The organism is Parafrankia irregularis, assembly GCF_001536285.1.
GTDB classification, from domain to species: domain Bacteria; phylum Actinomycetota; class Actinomycetes; order Frankiales; family Frankiaceae; genus Parafrankia; species Parafrankia irregularis.
On sequence record NZ_FAOZ01000030.1, the window covers coordinates 53,928 to 73,676 of the forward strand.

Consider the following 19,749-nt stretch of genomic DNA (forward strand, 5'->3'; position numbering starts at 1 on the left):
GGAGGCGTCTCATGGCCAGCACTCCACCTGCCGCGCCCGTTGATGACCGCCAGACCGGGCCGGAGACCGCCCCCGCCGTGAGCGCCGCAGCCGCAGCCTCGGTATCGGTATCGGTACGTAAGATCGTCACGGTTGTCCTCGGGTTGACCGCCCTTCTGGCCCTGCTGCTGCTCGCGTTCGGGCTCCCGGCGTCCAACACCGGGGCGCACGGTGTCCCGATCGGCGTTGTCGCCGACGTCGCCGGGGCCGAGCAGGCCGCGGACCAGCTCCACGGCTTCACCGTGACCCGGTACGACACCGCCGCCGCGGCCCGGACCGCGATCCTGCGCCGTGACATCTACGGCGCCCTCGACCTCAGCTCGGGTGGCACGGTGCGGGTGCAGGTCGCCTCGGCATCGAGCTACTCCGCCGCCCAGCTGGTTGAGCAGGCGGCCGGCGCCGTGGCCTCGTCGCGGGGGGCGACCACGACGGTCCAGGACGTCCGGCCCTTCCCAGCTGACGACACGCGTGGAGCCGGCCTCTCGGCTGGCGCCCTGCCGATGGCGCTGGGAGGCTGGATCGGCGCGGTCGTCATCATGCTCCTCATCCAGACGCCGGGCCGCCGCGTCGCCGCTGCTCTCGGCCTCGCGGTCGCGGGCGGTCTCGCGCTCACCGCGGTCATCCGGTTCGTCATCGGGACCTTCGACACCAACTATCTGATCACCTCGACGGGGGCGATGCTCGGGCTGGCCGCCACGGCCATGACCGTCCTCGGGTTGCGTAACCTGCTCAACGGACTCGGTCTCGGGATCGCCGCCATCGCTCTCGTCGTGCTCGGCAACCCGCTCTCGGGCCTGGCGAGTGCGCCCGAGATGCTGCCGAGGCCCTGGGGTGCCCTCGGCCAGTTCCTTCCGCCGGGCGCAGTCGGCACGCTGCTCCGCGACCTCGCCCTCTTCGACGGCCACGGCAGCACCCAGCCACTCCTGGTCCTGCTCGGTTGGCTCGCGGGCGGCTGCCTGTGCTTCTGGCTCGGCGTGCGCCGCAACCGCGACCAGCTTGAGTCCGAGCACCTCGAGTCCGAGATCGAGGAGGCCATCGGTGAAACCCCCGCCGTCGCATGACGAGTGTCGGTGTTCTCCCGCTTCTGGCCGCTGCTGGCCACGCCGGGCTGCTGCGGCGCCAGGGCCGTTCAGGCGCCTCGGGCCATCGCGATCATGCCCTTGAGGGTGAGGCCGGCCCTGGTCCCGCCGTCGCAGAGGATGTCGGTGCCGGTGAGGTAGCCGGGTCGGTCGCCGGCGCAGAAGGCGAGCAGTTCGGCGATCTCGTCGGCCCGGCCGAAGCGCTTGAGGGCGGCGTGGTCGAGGAGCTTCCCGGCGCCGCTGGCCTCCTCGAGCCGGCCCATGGCGGTGTCGAACGAGCCGGGGGAGACGGACAGGATGCGGGCGCCCTTCGCGCCGAACGCCGCGGCCTGTCGCTGGGAGTACCAGATGACGAAGTTCTTGCTGAGCGAGTAGGCCGAGCCGGGGCGTGACGCCTTCGGGCCGCGGCTCGCGGCCGCGACCAACTTCTGGGTGAACCTCTCGACGTCCACGTCGGCCAGCTTGTAGGCCCGCTTCGGGATGAGGAAGCCGGGGAGCATGTGCCCGGCGATCGAGGCCACGTTGACGAGCGCGAAGCCCTCGCCCGCCACGGCCAGCGCGGCCTGGGTGACGTGGATCGTGCCGAGCGCGTTGATCCGGATGATGGTGTCGGCCGAGCCCATCTGCGGGCTGACGCCGGCGGTGTGCACGACGGCCGTGACCGGTCCCGACTCGCCCGCGCGGGTGAACAGGGCCGTGACCGCGGCCCGGTCGGTGATGTCGCAGACGACGCCGTCCGCCTCGACGCCCAGTTCCTTCAGCTCGGTGACGGCGTCGTCGAGCCGCTGCCCGTTGACGTCGCTGATGACCACACGATGGTCGTGGCCGAGGATTCTGGCGGTCGCGAGCCCCATGCCGCCCGCGCCGCCCGTGATGACAGCGGTCTTCGGCATGGTGTCCTCCGTGTCCTCCGGCGGGCCCTTCGGGCGTCATGTGTGGGCCCTTCCCCATTGTCCGGGTGTACGCGCCGCGGGGCGAACGGTCGGCGGGCGTGGACGGTGGCGGCGATGTGGACGGTGACCCGAGGCCACCAGGCGTCGGGGATCGTCGTGCCCACGACAGGATCCGGAACCGGCCCGTTCTCGGTGGGCCGACGGCCCGACCCGAAAAGGACCCACAAAGACAGAGCGACGCTCCGGTGGCCGGGTTCCGTGTCCTGTCAAGCCTGTTAACCCACCGATCGTGGGTCCATCTGGCCCGGCGTGTCACGCGCTGGACAGACGTGTGACGCCGTGTCAGCTGATGGTTCCGGGGAGCGGCACGTAAAGTAATTCGCGTAGCCCGTCATCGAACGATGACCCGGATGGTTTCGGTGTAGCTGGCCGACGCTACCCGGGTCTGCCGAAAGGCGGTTACGGAAAACCTCCTGGACAGTGCATGCGGCAATGGTTCCGGCGTATTCAAGGCCGCTCACCAAAAGGGATTGCCAAGCGTTGTCGTGTTTCCTTGCGCGGCATCTACCGTGATGTTCTGCCGGATGCCGAAGCGGGCGCGATCGGTTCAGAAGATCTTGTAGTCACCGGGACTGTCCGAAGAGAAGGCGCCGGATCTCCCCTGTGTGGGGGAGCCGGGCCGGAGCACTGAAGGAGTCACTGTGGTCGACGACGGTTCTGCGTCTGGCTGGTCGGCTGACGGCCCGACCGGACGGCATGGAGGTGCCGAATGCCAAGTCTGAAATTTGTCAACGCCGATGAGACTGTCGAATTCGATGGTTGTGTTGAGCTCATCGAGATGGACGACATCATCACGTTCGGCTGCAGATCCGGCAGGTGTGGGATCTGCGTCGTACGGATCGTGAGCGGCGGCGAGAACCTGTCGCCGCGAACGGCCCGGGAGGAACGCCTCTTCGGGCTCCTCGGCGAAGAGAGCCCAGCGATGCGCCTGGCCTGTCAGAGCAGGGCCTACGGCGACGCCGTCCTGGACGAGATCAACTGAGCGCGACCCCCCGAACCCAGCTTCTACCAGCTTCTACCAGCACCGGGAGTAGTGACATGCAGACCTCGAACCGCCTCACCCACAGCGCCCTGCTGCGCCGCAAGCCGTTCCTTTCCAGCGCCGACAGCGCCCGGGCCAAGCAGGACATCGACGCCTTCCTGGACGCGAAGATCGAGGAGTGGAACGCGACCGTACCGTTCGCGAGACACCTTGAAGGCACCGAGATTCATATGCAGTACTACCGGCAGACGCTGATCGAGCACGCCTGGCGTATCCGGCTGATGCGCACCGCGCAGTCCTACGCACTCCACAAGATCACCCGCGTCAACGCGGAGGCGGCCAAGCTCTACGCCGCCTATCAGGACGAGGAGATGCTGCACGACGTCCTTTTCATGAAGGACGCCGAGAAGGTGGGGCTCTCGGCCGAGGACATCTTCGCGACCGAGCCGAATCTTTACACCCGCCTGCTGGCCGGCTACCTGTACTTCGTCGCGGAGCACGAGAAGGTGCTCGGCGTGATCTGCTACAGCTATCTGGTGGAATACACCACGCAGAAGATCACCCCGAAGCAGATCAAGGCCATGCGCACGTCGCTCGGCAAGGACATGATTGTCGGCCAGGCCGCGCACCTGAACACGGACCTCGTCGAGGACCACACCCAGGACATGTGGAACATCCTCAGCCTCTTCGTCGAGGGCGAGCAGGACATCGTCGACATCAAGCGTTACTTCGACGAGATCCAGGAGCTGCTCAGGCAGTTCTTCGTGGACATTTACGAGCGTTTCGGCACCGCCGAGCTCCAGTCGGCCTGACACCGACCCACAGTCTGATCCCGCCGGGTCGGCGGCCACCCCGCCACACCCGCCACCGACCCGGCCCGCGTCCTCGAGAACGGATTATCGGCATGGCTGGGAATTCTGCCTTTCTCATTCTCGCGCACCAGCTCAAGACCATGGTGCCGCCGCTGGCCGAGGCCCTGCGCCAGCGTGGGATCACCCCCTACGTCCTGTCGTCGCGTCCCGCGCAGGACGCCGGGACGCCGGAATGGCGCTCGCAGGTCGCGGGGCTGCACGTCACCGACGGCCACGCCGTGCGCCAGGCCGACGTCGACGCCGAGCTCGCACGGCTGTCGGCGGCCGGCGTCCGGCTGCTTGGCTGCATCACCGTCTGGGACGCCTACCGGGAGCTGATGGCGTACGCGAACCGCTCGCTCGGCGTCGGTGACCTGACCGAACAGACCGTCCGCGGCCTGCGGGACAAGCTGACGATGCGCGAGCAGCTGCGTGAGCACGGCCTGTCGCAGGTGGCGGCCTGGCCGTTCGACGACGAGCGCTACGCGGCCCTGGCCGACCCGTCCCGGTACTTCGTCAAGCCGCGCACCGGGTTCGCCTCGCTGGGCGCGCAGCGTGCCGACCGGCTCACCGGCGCCGCCGAGCTGGAGCGGCTCTGGGAACGCGCGGCGAGCGACGTCGCCTACGCCGGCGCCTTCGAGGGCACCCCGTCGTTCCTCATCGAGGAGTTCATCGACGGCGTGGAATGCAGCTTCGAGGTCAGCGTCGAGCGTGGCTCGGCGACGGTGCACGCGGTGCACGAGAAGGTCGACCTGCGCGAGTCCGGGCGGACGGTGCTCGAGAACGCCTGCGCCTGCCCACCCGTCTCGCTGGACGCCGCGGTGGTCGCGCACGGCGTCGACCACATCGCGCTCGCACTGAAGGCGCTGGGCGTGGACACCGGCGTGCATCACGTCGAGGCCCGGTACACCAGCCGGGGCACCTGGGAGATCGTCGAGGTCAACCTGCGGATCGGCGGCGCGTACATCGTCCCCAGCACGCGGCTGCACAGCGGGGTGGACCTGATGGGCCGGTGGATCGACCTGCTGCTGGGAGACGCCGACCAGCGGACGGCCGACCAGCGGCCAGCCGACCAGGCACCGATTGACCAGGCACCGGTTGACCAGCCGCCGGTTGACGAGCCTGGCGAGCGCGCGGGCGACGGCGTGCGCAGGACCTTCTTCCGGGTGTTCTTCGGCGAGCCGGGGCGCCACGTCGCCCGGCTGAGCCGCCGGCCGGGCCGGATCGAGGTCCTGGAGGACAAGGTCTTCGTCCACGAGGGCGACACGCTGCCGCACGTCGATCGGGAGATCTTCGTCGGCCAGGCGCTGTGGGACATCACGGCGCTCGGCCCCGACCTGCCGGCCGACTTCGTCGCCGAGACGGAGTCCTATCTGGAGATCGGCTACCGGCCATGAACATCGTCATCCTGCATCGCATCCCGTTCGCGAAGATCCGCTACGACCTGGCCGTCGACCACGGCCGCCACACCGTGCGCTACCTCAGCACCACCGGCACCACCGACGGCCTGCCGGCCGGTTCGGACCGACGTGTCCTGACCACCCCGACCGCAGACGTCGACGCGCTGGCCGCCCAGCACGCCGACTGGCTGGGCAGCGCGGACCGGCTGATCGCCCGCTCCGAATACGACCTGCTGCCGGCGGCGCACCTGCGCGAGAGATTCGGCATCCCCGGCGACCGGCCGGCCGACATCGCGCCGCTGCGGGACAAGTGGCTGATGCGCACCCGCGCCGCGGCCGCCGGCATCGCGCAGCCCGCGTTCTGGAGCGTCGCGGACTTCCGCCGCAACCCGCCCGCCACCGGCACGTATCTGATCAAGCCGCGCCTGGAGGCGTCCAGCACCGGCATCGAGACCGGTGACGCCCGGCACATCCTCGACCGCCTCGCCGCACGCCCGGCGACGTCCGACGCATCCGACGCATCCGACGCATCCGACGCGTCCGATGTGTTCGTCGAGGAGTTCGTGCCCGGCCAGATCTGGCACCTCGACGGCTACCTGCGCCACGGCGTCGTCCGCACCGTGACGAGCAGCGTCTACGTCGGGGACTGCCTGAACTTCGCCCACGGCAGCCCGCTCGGCTCCGCGCAGACCCCGGACGAACCGGAGGCGCTCGCGCTGCTGCGCCGCACCCTGCCCGTCCTCGGCCAGCGCGACGGCGCCTTTCACTTCGAGCTGATCCGGACCGGCGACGGCCGGTTCCTGTTCCTGGAGACGGCGAGCCGGGTCGGCGGGGCCGGCGTCGCGGAGACGTTCGAGCTGCGCACCGGCGTCAACCTCTACCAGGTGGACCTGGCACACCAGCTGTACGGCGACATCGACGAGCCTCCCACCCGACCCTCGGCGCACTGGTACGGCTGGTTCGTCTTCCCGGCGCACCATCGCACCGAGGGCACCAGCGTCGACTTCGACCCGGGCCGCTTCGCCGGGCGCCTGGTCTCGTACGTGCACAACGACCGCCCCGCGGCCAGGGCCGGCGAGATCAGCTACGCGGCGGCGGCGACACCGCTGTCCGGGGTGGTCCGCGGCAGCGCCGAGGGCCTGCGCGACACCCTCGCCGAGATCTGCACGCAGACAGCCGTCCTGGAGCCGGTATGAGCACCGCGTGCTTCGTCCTCACCGGCTACAACAACACCCGCGTCTACGACGTCGCGAAGCTGCGCGACCTGTGCCACCAGGAGTACCGGGCGAGGCTCGTCCTGGTCACGGACCAGCCGAAGCCGCAGGACGCCGCCGCCGCCGACCTCGTGATCGCCGCCCCTCTGAGCCCGCTCGACCAGCCCAACCTGCCTGGCCTGCCTGGCCTGCCCGGTCTGGACGACGGATCGGATGAGCCGCCGCCGGATGCGGCCGCCGTGGCCGGGCAGGTCGCCGCGCGGCTGGACCGCCACGACCTGCGGCCGATCGGCGTGCTGCCGTTCTCCGACCGGGGCGTCGTGCTGGGGGCGCACCTGGCGGCGCGGTTCGGGCTGCCCGGCGCCGAGCCGGCCCGGGCGGCGCTCGGCCTCGACAAGCACCGGTTCCGTGCGGTCGAGGCCGCGTCCGCCGACCATCCGACCGGCTACACGCCGCTGCGCAGCCTGGTCGTCCACTCGCTGGCCGAGTTCGAGGCCGCCGTCGCCCGCTTCGGCGGCACGGCGTTCGTCAAGCCGACCAGCGAGGGCAACAGCCGAGGCTGCCAGCATGTGCCGGACCTCGCCGCCTGCCCGGCCCTGTGGGCGGCCCTGCAGCCGTACCACGACCGTGGCGTGATGGTGGAGACACTGGTGACCGGCGCCCGCGAGTACAGCTGGGACTTCGTCGGCGGCGCGCGCTGGCTGACGGAGAAGCGCACCACCTCGGGCCGGTTCCGCGCCGAGTTCCAGCAGATCGTGCCGGCGCCGCTGGACGAGGTGCAGACCGCCCTGCTCGACCAGGGCGGCGCGCACGTCCGGCAGCTGGTGTCCCCGTCCAACGGGGCCTTCCACACCGAGCTGTTCCTGTTGGAGCAGGGGGTGGCGGCGGTCGAGACCAACCTGCGCCCCGGCGGCATGCACATCTGGGACCTGGCCAGGCTCGCCTTCCCCGGCTTCGATCCCTGGCGGGAATGGCTGCGCTGGTCGACCACCGGTGCGGTGGTGCACAGCCGGCCGCAGGCCCAGGCGGTGAGCGGCATCCGGATGCTGCGCGCGCCGCGGGACGGCGTCGTCGTCTCGGTCCCGGACGTCGCGGCCGTGGCGGACGAGCTCGGCATCCCGCTGCACGACGGGGAGCTCCGCGCGGCGCCCGGGCAGCGGGTACGCACCGAGATCGCGGACAACGCCGGCTTCGTCGGCCAGATCATCCTGGTCGCCGACGACGCCGCGACGCTGTTGGACCGCCTCGACCGGCTCAGCGATGCCGTCGAGGAACGGATCGACGTCGACGTCGACGGCCGGGTGGGGCGGGGTCATGGGTAGCTGGCGGCTGCGGGTGTTCCTGGGCGCCCGCGTCCTGTCGACGCTGGGCGACCAGGTGCTCCAGTTCGCCGTGCCGCTGATCATCTACACCGCGACGGGCAGCGTGTCGCTGGCGGGCCTGGCGTTCCTGGTCGAATGGCTGCCGCGGCTGAGCTCCCTTCCGCTGGCCGGGGTGCTGTCCGACCGGTTCGGCGGACGTCGGGTCTACGCGGCCAGCGACAGCGTCCGGGCGGTGGCGTGCCTGCTCACCGCGCTGGCGCTGGCCAGCTGGCCGGGGCATGTGTTCGGGCTGACCGCGGCGCTCATGGCGCTGTGCGCGTTCTGCTACGCCCAGACGTTCATCGCGCTCGAGTCGACCATCCCGCAGCTGGTGCCGCAGAAGGACCTGGCGAAGGCCCAGAGCGTGCTGCAGATCATCAACAGCGGGTCCGGGGTCTTCGGGCCGGCCCTGGGCGGGCTGATGCTGCTCTGGGTGTCCCCGACGCGGCTGCTGTGGGTGAGCGGGGTGGCGTTCGCGGTGGGTGCGTGCGGTGTCGCCGCGCTGCGCGGCCTCGGCGCACCGGCCGCACCGGCCACGGCTGCACCGGCCGCGGCTGCACCGGCCACGGCCGCACCGGCCACGCGAGCCGCGGGCGTACCGGTCGCGGGTGAACGGGCCGCGGGCGTGCCGGTGGACGCGCGGCGCAGTGTGCTCGGCGACCTGCGGGTCGGCGTCCGCAGCCTGGCCGGGGCGCCGATCCTGCTGTCCCTGGTCGGGCTGACGATGGTCGCCAACCTGATGGTGGGTCTCGCCGTGGCCACCGGGGCACCCCTGACCATCGGCCACTTCCACCAGCGCGACGCGGTCTTCGCGACGCTGCAGATCACGGTCGGCGTGTTCTCGATCGTGACCCTGCTGTCGATGACCTGGCTGTTGCGGCGCCTGTCCGTCTACCGGATCGGCGTGCTGTCCTTCCTGGTCAGCGTTGCCGGGGTGGTCCTCATCGGGGTCGCCCCGCTGTTCCCGCTGTATGTGCTCGGCTATGGTCTGTGCCTCGGCATGACCGGGCTGTTCAACGTCTTCATCCGGGTCGAGCGGCTGCACTGGATCGCCCCGGCGGAACGGGGCCGCGTCATCAGCCTGATCGTGCTGCTGAACCAGAGCACACTGCCCCTGGCCGGCGGGCTGGTCGCGCTGGTCGGCGCGGTGCTGCCCGTGCAGGTGCTGTTCCTCGCCGTCGCGGTGCTGGCCTGGCCCGCCTATGCGCTGCTGTTGCGCCCGCTGGCCGCGCAGGCCATGACGGCCCGCCCGGCCGCCCCGGCCGTGCCGGTGCGAGCACCGGTGGCGACGTGACGTCTCCTGCCGAGGGTCTCCTCCGCGCCGACCCACCGTCGCACACGGTCCTGCGGGCGGAGGCGCCATCAGCGAGGGCCAGGCTCGCCTCCGTCTGCACAGTCTCTATCGCCTCGGATGCGGGACAGCGCCGTGGTCGACGGAACGGTCCCAGGCATCGTCCGGGGCGGCTGGCTGGGCGGGAACCTCGACGGTCTCGCGGGCCACGATCCGGTCCTGGGAAAGGGCTGCCCCGCCGCCGGTCACCTCGCCGCCGGTCGCCTCACCGGTGGTCACCTCACCGGTGGTCACGAGCCGGCGGCGGTGAAGGAGCCGCCGGCCTGCGAGTGCGGCCCCGACCCCGAGCACCAGAACCCCGCCCAGCGTGGCCAGCGACGCGGCCAGGCCAAGCGGGCCGATGACCCCGTCGGACCGATCGTCCCGGTGCGCGGCGTCGGTGGCGGCGGCGGACGGCAGCACGTCGGAGTCGGCCGCGCAGACGACCGGTCTGTCCGCGTCCTCGAGTGCGACGCAGGAGACCACCGCCAGCCGGAGCTGGTTGGGCGGTACCTGTCCCACCTTGAGCGAAGCGACGAAAGTGGACGTCTGCCCACGCGGTATGTCGGCCTGCCAGACGACGCTGTCGTCGACGAAGGCATCGCCGTCGGCCGAGTCGACCCGGGTTCCCGGTGGCAGGGACAGGGTGACGACCAGATCCTCCGCGTCGGTGGTGCCGATGTTGCGGATCGTGGTGGTGTAGGTCCGCCGGTCGCCTTCCCTGACGGCGGCGCTGCCGTCGTCGACCGTGATCGTCAGGCTCGGGCCGCTCTGTCGCTGGTCGGGCGTTGGGGTGGCGGCCGTCGCGGCCAGCGCCCCGAAGGGCATGAGGACGGACGCGGCGACGGCGAACGCGCCCGCGCCCAGTGCGCCGAGGAGGCGGGCCGCGACGAGCGGCGGCACGCCGGGTGGGGACGTGCCGGGTGGGGACGTGCTGGGGGAAACGGTGGGGGAAGCGGCCATCTGAGCCTCGTTCCTGAGTTCCTGATGAGCCCGGTGACGTTGCCGCGCGGCCGGTCATGGCACGGCGAAGGTGCCCCGCGTGGGTGGGGCGTCTCCCGGCGGGGAGCGGGGGCAGCGCGGGTCATTGCGTGGCAGCTATGTAATCCAGGGTTGTGCTGTAGGTGTCGGAGGCGACGAAGGGGATGTCGACGGAGTAGTCGTTACTGATCGCGTCTCCTCCCGCCGCGGACGGGACGTCCTGGCTGTGCACCAGGACGGCGGTGGTGTGCGACAGCGGCTGGAAGGCACCGCCTCCGGTGGCCCGGACCGACAGCATGTCCAGCGGGATGGTGTCGTCGTTGCCGGGAAGCGTTCCTGCCAGCGCCGGGGCGGTTCCCTGCACGGAGACCGTGTAGCCGTCCGCGCTGTTCGTGATGACGGTCATGGTGACCGCGTGGTCGGCGGTGACCGTCTGGTTCGGCACGCCGGACAGGGTGAAGGACGTCGGGAGGTCGGTCAGGCTGAGCGTCTGCGCCTCGATCGTCGTCGTCGCCGTGCAGGCTGGCCCGGACCCGCTGCCGGTGCAGGTACTGCCCGGGGCCGCGGAGGCGGCCTGGTTCGCCAGCGCCGCCCCGGGCGTGGCCGTCGGGTCGACGGTGACGGAGTAGGTGATGGTGACGCTCGCGCCGACGGCCAGGCTTCCGGTCCAGGTCAGTACGGGGGCGGTGAAGCTCACGGCGCCTGTGGTGGCGGTGGCGTCGTTGTTCCAGGTGGCGTTGCCGGCCAGCCCGGTGAGGTCGTCGCTGATGGACGCCGCCGGGTACGGGGCCTCGCCGGTGTTCGTCGCGGTGATCGTGTAGCCGATGGTGCTGCCTACTACGGCGCTGGACCGGTCCGCCACCTTGGTGATCGTCAGGGCTGGGACGAGGATCGCGGTGGTGGCTGTGCAGGCGGTGTCCGTGCCGCCGGCCAGGCAGTCGGCGCCGGCGGTCGCCGAGGAGACCACGTTTGTGGCGGTGTGGTCGCCGTTCGCCGGCAGCGCGGTCGTCACCGAGTAGGTGACGGTCGCGCTCGCGCCGACGGCGAGGTCGCCGGTCCAGGTCAGGTGCGGGCTGGTGTAGCTCACCGTGCCGGTGGTGGCCGCGGCGTCGTTGTTGTACGCGGCGTCGTCGAGCACGCCGGACAGGTCGTCGGTGAAGGACGCCCCGGTGTAGGGCGTCTGGCCCGCGTTGGCCACGGTGACCGTGTAGAGGATCGGGCTGCCCGCGACGGTGGTGCCGCCGGTGGAGGCGGTCTTGGTGATGGTGAGCTGGGGGATGAGGATCAGGACGATGGTCCGGCAGGGGGAGGGGTTGTTCCCGCTGTCCGGCGGGCAGGTGCTGCCGAGCTCTGTCGAGCTGACAGTGGTGATGAGCGCGTGCGGGCCCAGGATCTGCTGGTGCACGGTGGCCGAGTAGGTGATGGTCACGCTGGCGCCGACGGCGAGGTCGCCGGTCCAGGTCAGCAGCGGTTCCGTGTACGTCAGAGTGCCGGCGGTGGCGGTCGCGTCGCCGTTGTAGTCCGCGTCCGGGGAGAGACCGGTGAGGTCGTCGGCAAGTGTTGCCGCCGTGTACGGCGTCTGCCCGGTGTTGGCGATGGTGATCGTCCAGGTGACGGTTCCGCCGGGGAGGGTGGCGGTCGTGCTCGGCGTCTTCTGGATGGTCAGCTGCGGCACCAGCAGGGTGAGGGTGGCGCTGCAGGCCGGGTCGGTCCCGCCGGCGGTGCAGGTGCTCCCCGGGGTGGTGGACTCGACGAAGTTGGTCACCACACCTCCCTGGGTGATCGGGTTTACCGTCACCGACAGGGTGATCGTGGCCGTCTGCCCGGGGGCGAGGTCACCGTTCCAGGTCAGCTGGACACCGCCCGGGCCGAATGTGAGGGTCCCGACGGTCGCGGCCGCGTCTCCGTTGTAGGTAAGGAAGTTGTCGGTGTCGTCGTTGCCGAAGCTCACCGTGGCACCGGGGTAGGGAACCTGGCCGGTGTTGGTGATGGTGATCGTTGAATGGATCACGTCGCCCGGGCCCGCGGATGTCCGGTCGATCGCGGTGGCGATGGTGAGCTCGCTGATCCGCGCGGTCGCCGAGCACCGCGCGTCGCCGCTCCCGGCCGGGCAGTTGTTGCCGGCGGCCGCGGAGGCGGCGGTGCTCGTCAGAACGCCGTCGCCGCCCCCCGCCCCCTGGGCGCGCACGGTGACCGAGAAGGTGACCGTGGCGGAGGCGTCCGGGTTGAGGTCGCCGGTCCAGGTCAGGGTGGAGCCGGTGACGTCGACGGTGCCCGCGGTCGCGGCCGCGTCACCGTTGTAGGCCGCGTCATCGAGCACGTCCGCCAGCGCGTCCGTGACCGTGGCGCCGGTGTAGGGAACCTGGCCGGCGTTGCTGATGGCGATGGTGAAGGTGACCGTCTCGCCCGGCAGGACCGTCGCCGCGCTCACCGAGCTCGTGACTGTCAGCGCCGGGGTCAGGACCGCGACGCTCCCGAGGCACCCGGCGTTGGCGCTGTTTGGCGGGCAGGAGCTGCCCGTCTCGGTGGACGCGAGCATGGTTACCAGCACCTTGTCCCCCGGGTCGGGGTCACGCACCGTGAGGGAGTAGGTCACCGTGACCACCGCGCCGACGGCGAGGTCGCCGGTCCAGGTGAGGGTCTGGCCGGCGAACGTCGGGGTCCCCGCGGAGGCGACGGCGTCCCCGTTGAAGATCGCGTCGTCGAGGGCGCCGGTGAGGTCGGCCGTGACCACGGCGCCGGCGTAGGGCGTCTGGCCGCTGTTGGTGATGGTGGTGGTGTACCCGACCACCTGGCCGGGCTCGGCCGAGGTGGTGTTCGCGGCCGTGGTCATCGTCAGCCCGGGGATCAGGACCTGTACGGCCCCGCCGCAGGCCGGGTCGGTCCCGCCGGGCGGGCAGTTGCTGCCGGGCGCGGACGTGACGAAGGCTCCCTGGACGATCCGGTCACCCAGGTCCGGATTGTTGATCACGGAGCTCGCGGTGATGGTCACCGTCGCCCCCACCGCGATGGGGCCCCTCCAGACGAGCGCCTGGCCCGGGATGGTGACCAGTGTGCCCGAGCTGGCGGTCTGGTCGCCGGTCGGGGTCGCGTCGTCCCTGATACCGGCAGAGGCCAACGTCACCGTGATGTCGCTGTACGGGGTCGCTCCGGTGTTGGTGAACGTGGCGGTGAACGCGATCCGCTGGCCGGGAACGGCGGAGCTGACCGTCGTCACGTTGATCGCCAGTCTGCTGACGGTGACCGTGGAGGTGCAGCGTGGGTCGGCCGACCCCGCCGCGCAGTTGGAGCCGGACGACCCGGACTCCAGCTGGTCGGTGAGGGTGCCGTCGCTGAAGGTTCCCACGGTCACCGAGAAGGTGATGGTGACCAGTCCCGAGGCCGGGACGTTCCCGTTCCAGGACAGGGTGGACCCCGTGATGCCCACCGTGCCCGCCGAGGCCGTCACGTCGCCGTTGTAGGTGCTCTGGTCGAGCACCTCGCTGAGGTCGTCGGTGAGCGCGGCGCCCGTGTACGGGGTGGCGCCGCCGTTCGCGACCGTGATGGTGTAGGTGACCGTGTCGCCCGCGGGAGCGCTGGGCACGTCCGTGCGGGTGGTGAGGGTCAACAGCGCCGGAGCCGTGATCGGCACGGTGGTGGTGCACGACGGATCGGTTCCGCCGGCCGGGCAGTTCGCGCCCGCCGAGGTCGAGACGACCGTCCCGGTCAGCGCCTGGTCTCCGGGCGCGGGATTGCCCACGGTGGTGGTGAAGGTGATGGTCGCGGTGGCGCCAGGAGCGAGCGCGCCGGTCCAGGCCAGCGTGGGAGCGGTGTAGGAGACCGAGCCCGTCGAGGCCACCGCGTCGCCGTTGTACCCGGCGTCGTCGAGGATGCCGGCCAGTGACTCGCTGATCGTGGCCGCGGGGTAGCTCGACTGGCCGGTGTTGGCCACCGTGATGGTCCAGGTGACCGTCTGCCCGGGCAGGGCGGTCGCGGCGTCGGCGGTCTGGTGGATCGTCAGCGCCGGCGTGAGAACCACGACACCCGAGAGGCAGCCGGGAGTGGTGACCTGCGGGCAGGAGCTTCCGGCCGCGGTCGACGTGGTCGTGACGAGCACCGTCTTGTCCCCCGGGTCGGGGTCGCGGATCGTTGCGGAGAAGGTGATCGTCGCCGTCGCGCCCACGGCGAGGTCGCCCGTCCAGGTGAGGGCGGAGCCCGCGAGGCTCACCGTCCCGGCGGAGGCCACGGCGTCGGCGTTGTAGACCGCGTCGTCGAGGAGCCCGCTCAGCCCGGCCGTCACCGTCACACCGGTGTAGGGGGTCTGGCCGCTGTTGGTCACCGTCGTCGTGTAGGCGACGGTGCCCCCGGGCAGCGCGGTGGAGGCGTTCGCGGTGGTGCCGACGGTGAGTCCGGGGACGACGACCGTGGCGTACAGCGAGCACCGCGGATCGGTGCCGCCCGGCGGGCAGTTGCTCCCCGGCGCGTCCGTCGTCGAGGAACCGCTCAGGACACGGTTCCCCGGGTCGGGGTCGCGGATCGTCATGGTGGCGGTGACGACGAGCGTTGCGCCCACCGGGATGTCGCCGGACCACACTCCACCGGCCGCGGAGACGGAAAGCGTGCCGAAGTTGGCCGTCTGATCACCGTTGCTGATCACGTCGTCCCCGATATCGGTGCCGTCGCTGCTGATCGTGATGCCCGTGTACGGCACCTGCCCGGTGTTCGTGACGGTGGTGGTCGCTCTGATGACCGATCCGGGCGTCGCGGTCGGCTGGTCGAAGGCCGAGGAGATGATCAGCTGGGCGATCGGGACCGTCACCGTGCAGCGGGTGTCCGTCCCGCCCGCGGGGCAGTTGCTCCCCTCGCTCGGCGAGGTGATCGTGTTGGTCAGCAGCCCGTCCCCCGCGGCCGGGCTGTCGGTCGTGACCGAGTACACGATCGTCGCGCTCGCGCTGGCGGCGAGGGCGCCCGTCCAGCTCAGTACCGGCGCCGCGTAGCTGGCGGTACCGGTGGTGGCCGTGACGTCGTTGTTGTAGACGGCGTCGTCGAGCACCCCGGCGAGCGGGTCGGTGAACGACGCGGCCGGGTAGGGGACCTGGCCGGCGTTGGTCACCGTGACCGTGTAGGTGGTCACCCCGCCGGGCGTGGACGTCGCCGCGCTCGCCGACTTCGCGATGGTCAGCCGCGGGACCAGGATCTGTACGGCCGCGGTGCAGGCCGGGTCGGTTCCGCCCGGCGGGCAGTTCGCGCCGAGTGCCGAGGAGGTGGCCGTGTTGACGAGGGCTCCGTCACCGGTGGTGGAGCTGAGCGTGGTGATCGAGAAGGTGATGGTCGCGCTGGCCCCCACCGCCAGATCGCCGGTCCAGGTGAGGGTCTGCGCGGCGTAGGTCACCGAGCCGGTGGTGGCGGTGGCGTCGCCGTTGTAGCTGGCATGATCCAGGAGCGCGGCCAGCGAATCGCTCACGGTGGCGCCGGTGTAGGGGGCCTGGCCGGTGTTCGCCACCTGGATCGTGTACGTGACGGTGCCGCCAGGGGTCACCCCGCCGGTGTTCGCGGTCTTGGTGATGGTCAGCGCGGGGATGAGCACCGTCACCGTCGTGGTGCAGGCCGGGTCGGTTCCGCCGGGCGGGCAGTTGCTGCCCTGCGCGGTTGACGAGATGGTCGTCCGGACCATCCGGTTGCCCGTGTCCGGGTTGCGTACCTGCACCGACGCGGTGATCGTGACCGATGCTCCCGGCGCGAGGTTGCCGGTCCAGTACAGGTTGTGGGCGTCCGCCGTCAGCTGGCCGGAGGTCGCCTGGCCGTCGCCGAGGTAGGTCGCGTCGTCCTGTTCGTCGGTGAGGCCGATCGCGAACAGCCGTCCGCTGTACGGGGTCTGGCCGTTGTTGACCGCGGTGAAGGTCCGTCGGATCACACCCGTCGGGATGGTGGTGCTCACGTCGGAGCTGGCGGTCAGCGTCAGGATCGACACGGTCACCCTGCTGGCGCAGCGCGGGTCGGTCCCGCCGGCCGGGCAGATCGTCCCCACGGTGGGCGAGGTGACCGAGCTCGACAGCACCTGGTCGCCGGTGCCCGGGTTGGCGACCGTCACCGAGTAGGTGACGGTGGCGGTCGCCCCGACAGCCAGGTCTCCCGTCCAGGTGACCGCGGACCCGGTGAAGGCGGCGGCACCGGACGAGGCGGAGACGTCGGCGTTGTACGTGGCGTCGTCGAGCACGCCCCCGAGGGCGTCGGTGAACGTCACCCCGGTGAACGGGCTGGCGGCGGTGTTCGTGGTGGTGACGGTGTAGGTCACCGTCTCACCCTGGGCCGCTGACGGGGCGCTCGCCGTCTTCGCGATGACCAGCGGCCCGGCCGCGACGGAGAGGGTGGCGGCCCGGCTCGCGGTCTGTCCGAAGGCGTCCGTCACTTCGACGGTGAAGGGGTAGCTGCCGGCAGTCGTCGGCGTGCCGGCCAGCAGGCCGGTCGACGGGTCCAGGGTGATACCGGGCGGCAGGCTGCCGGAGCTGACCGCCCAGGTGAACGGCGCGGTCCCGCCGGTGACCGTGAGCTGCTGGCTGTAGGAGACGCCCGCCTGGGCGGCCGGCAGCGACGAGAACGTCAGGCTCGGCGGCGCCGCGATGGTGAGGGTGAGGCTCCGGGTCGCCGACTGGTTGAACGCGTCGGTCACCCGGACGGCGAACGAGGCCGTGCCGGCGGTGGTCGGCGTCCCGGACAGCAGCCCGGTGGACGGGTTCAGCGTGAGGCCGGCGGGCAGCGCGCCGGCGCTCACCGACCAGACGAACGGGCTCGTCCCGCCGGAGACGGTGAGCTGCTGGCTGTAGGCCACGCCGACCTCACCAGCCGGGGGAGCGGGGAACGGCAGCGTCGGGGCCGAGGCGATCGCGATGGTCAGGTTCTGGGTCGCCGACTGGCCGCTGGCGTCCACCACCCGCAGAGTGAAGGGGTAGTCCCCGGGAGTGGTCGGGGTGCCCGTCACCAGGCCGGTGGCCGCGTTGAGGATGAGGCCGGGCGGGAGGCTGCCGGAACTGAGCGACCAGGTGAAGGGGGACGTTCCGCCCGTCGTCGTGAACTGGACCGTGTAGGCCGCGCCCACCTCGCCGGCTGGTGGGGCCGGGTTCGTCAGGCCGGGCGAGACGTTCGCCGTGACCGGGGAGGAGATCGCCGAAGCCGGCCCGGTGCCCGCCGCGTTGACGGCCGCGACGGTGAACGTGTAGGTGGTGCCGCCGGTCAGCCCGGTGACCGTCCGGGTTGTCGCGGTGCCGGTGAAGGTCTGCGGCGCCTGGGCCACCCCGTTGATGAAGGGGGTGACCACGTAGCCGGTGATCGGGCTGCTGTTGTTCGCCGGGGTCGACCAGGTCAGGGTCGCCGACTGGCTTCCCGCGCTCACCGCGGTGATCGACGGCGCGGCCGGCACGTTGTAGGGCACCACCGCGGCCGAGGGCTGGCTGGCCGCACCGTTTCCGAGCGCGTTCACCGCCCGCACGGTGAAGGTGTAGGAGCCACCCACCGTCAGCCCGGTCAGCGTCCGCGTGGTCGTCGAGGCGTCGAACGTCACCGGCGTCTGCGCCACCCCGTTCAGAGAGGGGGTGACGACGTAGCTGCTGATCGTGCTGCCGTTGGCCGAGGGCGCGACCCAGCTCACCGTGGCGCTGGCGACCCCGGCGGTGGCGGTCGGCGCCGCCGGGGTGCCGGGGACGCTGGTGTAGGTGTAGGGCACCAGCCCGGCGATGCCGGAGGTGACCACGGTGACCCCGACCGCTTCGACCGTCGACCGTGCCGGCATCGAGGAGATGGACAGCGAGCCGTTGGGGTTGACGGTGAAGCAGCCCGCGGCCGGGCCGGACTGGCAGGGCAGCAGCACCACGGGGGTGCCGGCACGCTGCTCGGCCGTGGTGCCGATCTCGATCGCGGTGGCGCCCGCGATGTTGGTGCCGGTCACCGTGGCCGAGCCGCCGCCGGACACCGAGCCCGAGGTCGGTGTGATCGCGAGCCCCGTGGGGGCCGACGGCACGGTCCCGGCCGTCGTGGAGCTGGTGTAGCCAGGGGCGACGTCGCCCGCGCCCACGGTGCTGACCGAGGTGGTCTGGATCAGTGATGGCGTGACACCCGACCCGGTCACGATCGCCACCACCGTGATCGGTGGCAGGGACGTCCCGGCCGCGAACGGCGCGTTGCTGTTGGTGCAGCTGATATTTCGCCCCGACGGCGCCTCGCAGACCCAGCCCGATCCGAACGCCCCCACCGGCACCACGTTGACCGGCACCGTCTGGGTGACCGTGACAGGCTGCGTCACCGCGGCGCCGGCTGCCACGGCCGCGGTGACCGTGTAGGTGACCGGGTCTCCGGGCTGCGGGCTCGACCCGTTGTAGCTCGTGGTCGCGACCGTGAGCGTGGGAACCGCGTCGATCGTGGCCACCTTGACCTCGTCGATCTCGTGGTTGTCGTTCTCCCCGCCGGTGGCGCCGACCCAGCCGAAGGTGAGCTGGCGCGGGACGCCGTCCGCGTCGGTCCAGGACGACGACGGGTAGAGGCCGGCCGGCGCAGCCGGCAGCGTGCCGGTCAGGACCACGGCCGACCCGCCGATCGGGGTCACCTCGACCCGGTAGCGCTCGGGGCCGACGGACGTCCCGGTGTCGTCGACGATCGTCGAACCGGTCGGGTTGATGATCACCTTGACCGGCACCCGCGCGCTCGCCCGGTTGCTTGTCCGCAGGTTCAGCGGCGCGGCGGAGGTCGTGCTCGCGGTGCTGTTGACCGCGCAGTACCCGGTCGTCCCGTTGCCGGGGCCGCGGACGACGACCTGCGCCGGCACTCGTGCGCCCGAGGCGATGTAGGGCGGGTCGACGCAGTTCGTGCCCTCGTACTGGTTGTTGCTGAAGTCGCCGTAGAGGTCCACGCCGACGCCCAGGTAGGCGTTGCTCAGCCCGACCGCGCTCGGCCGGCTCGGCGAGTAGCCGAGGGCACCGGCGGACTGCCCGAGGTTCGACGGTGCCGCCGGCCGCGCGGGATCAGTCGCAGCCAGGACGAACCCGATGCCGTCGCCGCCGGACGAGCCGCCGTACTGGTAGGTGTTGAAGCTGACGACCAGCCCCCGGGACGTCGGCACGCTGGTCGCCCCGAAGACGCCACCGACCAGGTTGGCGGAGTGAGTGGTCAGCCGCAGTTTCCCGGACCCCTGGGTGTCCTTCTCGGTCTGGCAGCTGCGCAGCACGCCGATGGTGCTGTTCCCGCTGGCCGTTAGGCAGGCGGCGTTGCCCCCGCTCTGCCCGGGGGCGAGGCCGGGCAGCACGACCGCGCCGGTGCCGTTCGGCGTGTTGTTGTGGAACGGCTGATCGAAGACCACCGTGCCGGCCGCGAGCGCCGGCGGCGACGTGAACATCGAGATGGACCCGGTCAACAACGTGGTGATGACCAGGAGTACCAGGACTCGTTCCGGACCGCGACCCATTCGGGAAACCTGGCCCGGTGCCCTTTCCCGTTCCGATTCTCTCGCCGTGCTCACCACGGCCACGATAAGGGTCTTTACGCCGAACAACAGTGAGGCGTTGTCCCCTAGGAATCCGGTGTGTCGCGGCGG

General features: G+C 71.4%; 10 protein-coding genes. 7 read left to right on the plus strand and 3 right to left on the minus strand.

The features are described 5' to 3' along the window. The first annotated feature begins 11 nt into the window (after positions 1 to 11). Entirely contained in the window at positions 12 to 1,100 is a 1,089-nt protein-coding gene (locus tag AWX74_RS30675; protein WP_091283900.1) for a hypothetical protein, read from the plus strand. Positions 1,101 to 1,168: 68 nt separating this feature from the next. Here AWX74_RS30675 and AWX74_RS30680 read toward each other — a convergent pair whose 3' ends face one another. Continuing rightward, a complete protein-coding gene (locus AWX74_RS30680; protein WP_091283902.1) occupies positions 1,169 to 2,011 on the minus strand; it encodes an SDR family oxidoreductase in 843 nt (280 codons plus the stop codon). A gap of 769 nt (positions 2,012 to 2,780) precedes the next feature. On the opposite strand from AWX74_RS30680, the gene AWX74_RS30685 reads away from it, so the two are divergent. The 6 genes from AWX74_RS30685 (at position 2,781) to AWX74_RS30710 (ending at position 9,173) form a co-directional block, all read left to right on the plus strand. Then, entirely contained in the window at positions 2,781 to 3,053 is a 273-nt protein-coding gene (locus tag AWX74_RS30685; protein ID WP_006545839.1) for a 2Fe-2S iron-sulfur cluster-binding protein, read from the plus strand. 56 nt (positions 3,054 to 3,109) lie between these two features. After that, complete coding sequence (locus AWX74_RS30690) at positions 3,110 to 3,865, plus strand: iron-containing redox enzyme family protein (protein ID WP_091283903.1); 756 nt, start codon at positions 3,110 to 3,112, stop codon at positions 3,863 to 3,865. A 92-nt stretch (positions 3,866 to 3,957) separates the two neighbouring features. Beyond that, a complete protein-coding gene (locus tag AWX74_RS30695) occupies positions 3,958 to 5,301 on the plus strand; it encodes an ATP-grasp domain-containing protein (RefSeq protein ID WP_091283905.1) in 1,344 nt (447 codons plus the stop codon). Next, the gene (locus AWX74_RS30700) at positions 5,298 to 6,500 is read left to right on the plus strand and encodes an ATP-grasp domain-containing protein (protein WP_091283907.1); all 1,203 of its coding nucleotides are present in this window, start codon (positions 5,298 to 5,300) and stop codon (positions 6,498 to 6,500) included. Before AWX74_RS30695 ends, AWX74_RS30700 begins: the two co-directional genes overlap by 4 nt. Beyond that, positions 6,497 to 7,840, plus strand: coding sequence for an ATP-grasp domain-containing protein (locus tag AWX74_RS30705; RefSeq protein ID WP_091283908.1), 1,344 nt, complete (start codon positions 6,497 to 6,499; stop codon positions 7,838 to 7,840). The genes AWX74_RS30700 and AWX74_RS30705 overlap by 4 nt, the downstream gene beginning before the upstream one ends. Further along, entirely contained in the window at positions 7,833 to 9,173 is a 1,341-nt protein-coding gene (locus AWX74_RS30710; RefSeq protein ID WP_091283910.1) for an MFS transporter, read from the plus strand. Before AWX74_RS30705 ends, AWX74_RS30710 begins: the two co-directional genes overlap by 8 nt. A 105-nt stretch (positions 9,174 to 9,278) precedes the next feature. On the opposite strand, the gene AWX74_RS30715 is transcribed toward AWX74_RS30710, so the two are convergent. Both AWX74_RS30715 and AWX74_RS30720 read right to left on the minus strand, forming a co-directional pair. After that, positions 9,279 to 10,172 carry a COG1361 family protein gene (locus AWX74_RS30715; protein WP_091283912.1) on the minus strand — a complete coding sequence of 298 codons (894 nt, stop codon included), beginning with the start codon at positions 10,170 to 10,172 and terminating at the stop codon, positions 9,279 to 9,281. A gap of 121 nt (positions 10,173 to 10,293) precedes the next feature. Beyond that, on the minus strand, positions 10,294 to 19,620 hold the full coding sequence (locus tag AWX74_RS30720) for a DUF7927 domain-containing protein (RefSeq protein WP_091283914.1): 9,327 nt from the start codon (positions 19,618 to 19,620) through the stop codon (positions 10,294 to 10,296). Positions 19,621 to 19,749 lie beyond the last annotated feature (129 nt).